Below are 4,285 nucleotides of genomic sequence, written 5' to 3'. Positions count from 1 at the left end.
GCTCTGGGATCATCGGCACCGGACTCGTGGCCTCGATCGGATGGTCGACGCGGCCATCGCGGCCCGGCAGCTGCACCGCCCGGGAGACCTGGTGGTGGTCGGGGGCCGCCTCGCCCGGCCTGGCTGGCTGTACGCGATGGAGGCGAGTGACGACCCGGCGCGTGAGCCGGCAGCTCTCCCCAGTGCCGGCGCCGGGCGGGTACCGGCCCGGGTGCCACGGCAGGACACGATCTTCTTCGGCGCTGCGGGTACCTCCCTGGTCGGCGAGCTGGCGAACCGCCGGGTCCCGCCGACCCGGCTGCTCGTCTTCGTCTTCGACGCGGAGCGGCCGGCGCTCGCGCCCGACCTGGCCGCGCTGCCCCGGGCGGGGTGGTGCGCCGGCCGTGGCTGGCAGTTCCCCCTCACCGGAACGCTGACCGTCTTCGATCGCTGCGCCGGCGCCGCCCCGCGACTCGATCGGCCGCAGCGGACCGTGGTGTCCGACCGGACGACCTGACATCCGTCCCCCGGGCCGGAACCGTGCCTCCCGTGGGGGTGGCGGCGCGAGCACCTCGAGGTCGGCGGGGATGCTTGTCGGGTGCGCGGTCTTCTGACTTTCTCGTCCTGCCCAGCTTTCTCGTCCTGTCCGGCCGGGTCCACGGATCCGGTCTCCCATCCGCCCGCTGCCGGCGGTCACCTGGCGATGCCCACGGGCCCAACCCGGCTCGGCTCGATGCTGTGGCCGGTCGAGGTGACGCAGGCGGCCCGGCCGGCGCGGGCTGGCCGTATGGCACGGCGGGGGATCCGGCCATGACGGGTCTCCCGGATGCCCCCGAGGTGCCCCCCGTCGCGGTGGAGATTTTCGGCACGCGGACCGGATCCGCGGCGCGCTACGTCGAGCTGCTGGCGACCGACGGGGTCGAGCGCGGGCTGATCGGTCCGCGTGAGACTGACCGGCTCTGGGACCGCCACGTACTCAACTGCGCGGTCCTGGCCGACGCGGTCCCGGCGCAGGCCGATGTCGTGGACGTCGGCAGCGGCGCGGGGCTGCCGGGTATCCCGCTGGCGCTCGCCCGCCCGGATCTGCGGGTGGTGCTGCTCGAGCCGATGGAACGCCGGTGCCGATTCCTGCACGAGGTTGTGGCGACCATAGGTCTGGAGGACCAGATTTCTGTGGTAGGTGGCCGCGCACCGGATGCCGGAATCGGCCCGGACGGTCGTAGATTCGGGATAGCCGTAGCCCGCGCAGTCGCTCCCCTGGAGCGGCTGCGCGCAATCCTCTTTCCGATGCTGCGACCAGGTGGTGTCATGCTGGCGATGCGCGGTTCACGGATCCTGGAGGAACTGCAGGACGCGCGCAGCGGTCTCGGAACTCAGGGTTGGCATCCCGTGGATGTCGTGAGGTGCGGGGAGGGGCGGGTGGAGGAACCCGCCCGTGTCCTCCGGGCCGTACGTTCATCCCAGCGCACCCGGGCCGAGAGCAGGGGAGGGCGCGGCGACGGTGAGCGGCACGATGGCAGACAGGTCAGACGGACGTCACGGGATTCACTCCGATCACGGGAGGTCGGTCGTGACCAGCCGACACGTGGACAGTCTCGTTCCACGTGAAACAGCGTCGGCGGGCCAGGGTGGGGCCAGGGGCGGGGGCTTGCGGGGCTATGACCCCGCGCTCTCCGCACTGGACCTGCTCGATCCCTCGACCCCGATCGGAGCGGCGGCGGCAGCAGCAGTGGAAGCACTGGCGGTAGAACGACGACAACCATTCCCTCGCCCCACCCGGCGGCGCATCATCTCGGTCGCCAACCAGAAGGGCGGTGTAGGGAAGACGACGACGACGGTCAACCTGGCGGCGGCGCTGGCATCTCATGGCTCCCGGGTCCTGGTAATCGATCTTGACCCGCAGGGCAATGCCTCGACGGCGCTCGGCGTCAACCATCATTCCGGGGTCCCCTCGATCTACGAGGTCCTGGTGGGGGATCGGCCCCTCGACGAGGTCATCGTGAAGTCCGCCGAGGCGCCGGGGCTGTTCTGCGCGCCCGCAACGATCGATCTTGCCGGCGCGGAGATCGAGCTGGTGTCGCTGGTGGCGCGGGAGAACCGGCTGCGGCGGGCCATCGCGAGCATGCAACGGGACGTCGACTATGTTTTCATCGACTGCCCGCCCTCTCTCGGGCTGCTGACCGTCAACGCCCTCGTGGCCGCCCGTGAGCTGCTCATCCCGATCCAGTGCGAGTACTACGCGCTGGAGGGCCTCGGCATGTTGCTGCGCAACGTGGAACTGGTGCAGGCGCACCTGAACCAGGAGCTGCGCCTGTCGACCATCCTGCTCACCATGTACGACTCCCGGACCAGACTGGCCGACCAGGTCGTCCACGAGGTCAAGGAACACTTCGGGGACCGGGTGCTGTCCACCACCATCCCCCGGAACGTGCGTCTGGCGGAGGCGCCGAGCTATGGGCAGTCCGCGCTGACGTACGATCCGACGTCGCGCGGCTCGCTGTCCTATCTGGCCGCGGCGCGCGAACTCACGGAACGGGGTCGGGACTCGAATGGAGCGGCATGATGAGTGCTCGGCGCAGTGGTCTGGGGCGAGGGCTGGGGGCACTCATCCCGGTTACTCCTCCTCCCCTCGACGGTCAGGTGGGCACCGCCTCGGCTGACTACGGTGACTACGCCGACTACGGCAGTGGCTACGGCGGCCGGGGGACGGGTCGCGGCTCCGGCGACAGCACCGGGCCGCTGCCCGTACACGGGGCGACCTTCCGCGAGATCCCCGTCGAGTCGGTCAGCCCGAACCCGCGCCAGCCCAGGACTCACTTCGATGAGGACGCCCTCGAAGAGCTGGCGGCGAGCCTCCGCGAGGTCGGGCTGCTCCAGCCGATCGTGGTACGCGAGGTGGCCCCCGAGCGCTACGAGCTCGTCATGGGTGAACGCCGGTGGCGTGCATCGAAGATCGCCAAGCTTCCACGGATTCCCGCCATCGTGCGGGAGACCGCGGACGACGCCATGCTGCGCGACGCGCTGCTGGAGAACCTCCACCGCCAGCAGCTCAACCCGCTGGAGGAGGCTGCGGCGTACGAACAGCTGCTCCGCGACTTCGGTGCGACGCACGAGGAACTGGCCAGTCGGCTCGGGCGGTCCCGGTCGCATGTCACCAACATGATCCGGCTGCTCGGGCTCTCGCCCGCGGTACAAAGACGGGTGGCGGCCGGCGTGCTGTCCGCGGGCCATGCCCGCGCGCTGCTCTCGTTGCAGGATCCGGACGCCCAGGACCGGCTCGCCACCCGCATCGTCGCGGAAGGTCTCTCGGTGCGGGCCGTCGAGGAGATCGTGGCACTGGACGACGAGACCCCGCGTAAGCGGGCGTCGCGGGCGCCAGGGGCCGCCTCACCGGCCCTGGCGAGGTTCGCCGACCGCCTCTCGGATCGCTTTGAGACCCGCGTGAAGGTGGACATGGGCCGCAGCAAGGGGAAGATCACGGTCGAGTTCGCCTCGATCGAGGACTTGGAGCGGATCGTCGCCGTGATGTTGCCGTCGGCCTCGGTCGACGGCTTGTTGGACTAGGCGTCCGGCTCGGGTTCGCTCGGGGTTCTCTGGGGTTCTCGAGCCGGGCGCGGATCGCGCGGTCCCGGGCTGTGCCGGGCTCCCCCGGGTGGCTGCGCGTCTGTCCGCCGAGTGCCGGGCCATCGCTGTGCTCAGGCGAGATTGCCGGCCTGGCCGACCTTGCGCAGCACGCCTTCCGGCGTCATCGATCCCAGCAGACGTTCCAGGGCGACCTCGACGTCCTCTCGCCAGCTCACCGCGTTCTTCACCTCGAGCCGCAGCCGCGGCCATCGATGGTGAGGCCGGACCGTCTTGAAACCGACCGCGAGGAGATAGTCGGCGGGCAGGATGCAGCGGGTGTCGGAGTTCTGGAGGTCACCGAACGCTTCCACCGCCTTGAAGCCGCGGCGGATGACGTCCTTGGCGACGGACTGGACGAGAATCCGCCCCAGCCCCTGCCCGGTGAACTCATCGACGATCGACGCTGTCATGAGCAGCACCGCGTCCGGTGAGACCGGGCTGGTGGGAAAGGCCGCCGATCGAGGCACGTAGGCCGGCGGAGCGAACATCACGAATCCGGCGGGGACGTTGTCGACATAGGCGATCTTTCCGCAACTTCCCCATTCCAGGAGGGCCAGGGAAACCCACGCCTCCTTCTCGAGGTCGGTGCCGCCGGCCTCCTCCGCGCGGCTCCGGGCCACCGGATCGAGCTCCCAGAAGACGCAGCGGCGGCAGGGCAGAGGGAGATCGTCAATATTGTCCA

Annotated in this window: 4 protein-coding genes and 1 pseudogene; 4 read left to right on the top strand and 1 reads right to left on the bottom strand. The window is 70.3% G+C overall.

From position 1 onward, the window contains the following. The 4 genes and pseudogenes from ACY45C_RS09490 to ACY45C_RS09475 form a co-directional block, all read left to right on the top strand. Positions 1 to 496, top strand: a pseudogene (locus ACY45C_RS09490) (hypothetical protein); the annotation flags it as partial. Between the two features lie 293 nt (positions 497 to 789). Next, on the top strand, positions 790 to 1,587 hold the full coding sequence (gene rsmG / locus ACY45C_RS09485; protein ID WP_462187255.1) for a 16S rRNA (guanine(527)-N(7))-methyltransferase RsmG: 798 nt from the start codon (positions 790 to 792) through the stop codon (positions 1,585 to 1,587). Further along, complete coding sequence (locus ACY45C_RS09480; protein ID WP_462187254.1) at positions 1,550 to 2,542, top strand: ParA family protein; 993 nt, start codon at positions 1,550 to 1,552, stop codon at positions 2,540 to 2,542. The genes rsmG and ACY45C_RS09480 overlap by 38 nt, the downstream gene beginning before the upstream one ends. Beyond that, positions 2,542 to 3,543 carry a ParB/RepB/Spo0J family partition protein gene (locus ACY45C_RS09475; RefSeq protein ID WP_462187263.1) on the top strand — a complete coding sequence of 334 codons (1,002 nt, stop codon included), beginning with the start codon at positions 2,542 to 2,544 and terminating at the stop codon, positions 3,541 to 3,543. The genes ACY45C_RS09480 and ACY45C_RS09475 overlap by 1 nt, the downstream gene beginning before the upstream one ends. A gap of 131 nt (positions 3,544 to 3,674) precedes the next feature. Here ACY45C_RS09475 and ACY45C_RS09470 read toward each other — a convergent pair. Continuing rightward, positions 3,675 to 4,285, bottom strand: a 611-nt coding sequence (locus ACY45C_RS09470) for a GNAT family N-acetyltransferase (protein WP_462187253.1), incomplete at its 5' end; no start/stop codon positions are given.

The sequence above is a fragment of the Frankia sp. CcWB2 genome, assembly GCF_977927585.1.
The sequence above is the reverse complement of the archived record's forward strand: the minus strand, read 5'-3'. Positions and strand labels throughout refer to the sequence as shown.